This is a genomic window from Enterococcus sp. FR204 (genome assembly GCF_031143325.1).
GTDB lineage: Bacteria > Bacillota > Bacilli > Lactobacillales > Enterococcaceae > Enterococcus_B > Enterococcus_B faecium.
The window spans coordinates 1-957 of sequence record NZ_JAKZIW010000103.1 but is presented as its reverse complement, the minus strand read 5'-3'; the positions used below and the strand labels follow the sequence as shown (position 1 = coordinate 957).

Annotated in this window: 1 protein-coding gene; it reads right to left on the bottom strand. The window is 36.2% G+C overall.

Translation table 11 applies throughout. The features are described 5' to 3' along the window. Nucleotides 1-9: 9 nt before the first annotated feature. On the bottom strand, nt 10-957 hold a 948-nt coding region (locus RG571_RS11995; RefSeq protein ID WP_308947816.1), incomplete at its 5' end, for an IS30-like element IS6770 family transposase.

Below are 957 nucleotides of genomic sequence, written 5' to 3'. Positions count from 1 at the left end.
TATGATTTGTCAAATTAAGCTAGAATAAAATGCTTCTTGTACATAGCTCAAAAATATTTCGATTGGTGTTCTGTAATTCAATGATTTTCTTGGAATATGATTACGTTGATTGCTGACACTGGAAATAAATGTCTGATTCACTTCTCTAAAATCCATTGATTTCGGCAGTCCATTACGACGCAGAATCCCGTTAGAATTCTCGTTTAATGGGCGTTGAGAAGGTGTTCCAGGGTCCGCAAAATATATATCAATATCATGTTGGTTACTAATGGCTTTCCAGTTAGAAAATTCTTTTCCACAGTCAAACGTAATAGATTTAAAGAAGTTTTTAGGGAAGCGAGAAAACCATTGATTAAGGGCAGTTTCAATATCTAATGCCTTACGGCCGTTGGGTTTAATCGTGATAATGACTTTAGATAATCTTTCAACTAAAGTAATGACGGCACTTTTATGATGAATGCCAACGATCGTATCACCTTCAAGGTGACCAAACTCAGAATTGAAATCAGGATAATTATCAGGTCGATCATGGATTGAGCGCTGATACTGTTGTTTTCCCCGTTTTTCCTGATGGCCATTGGGTTTTCTTTTACCTTTCATCGGTAGTGTGTCAATATCAAATATTCCTTTAGAAAATAAACGATAAAGTGTTCTCATACCGCATGAAACAGGCCTTTCTTTTCGCCCGATAATGACGTCAGGCGTCCAACCAAGAGTGACTTTCTCTTTAATGTAATCTACTTCATGAGCAGGTAATTGAATGACTTTTCTACCACATTTTTTCTTATTTTCTTTATACTGGTGCCAATAATCAAGAGCAGTCTTGCCTTGCTTGAACTTATTGACTACATTATAAATAGTTTGTATAGCACGTCCCATTCGGTTAGCGATTTCAACCGGCTTATTATGTTGAAGATAATATGATTCTATCATTGTCAGTTCGTCTATGGTAAGATG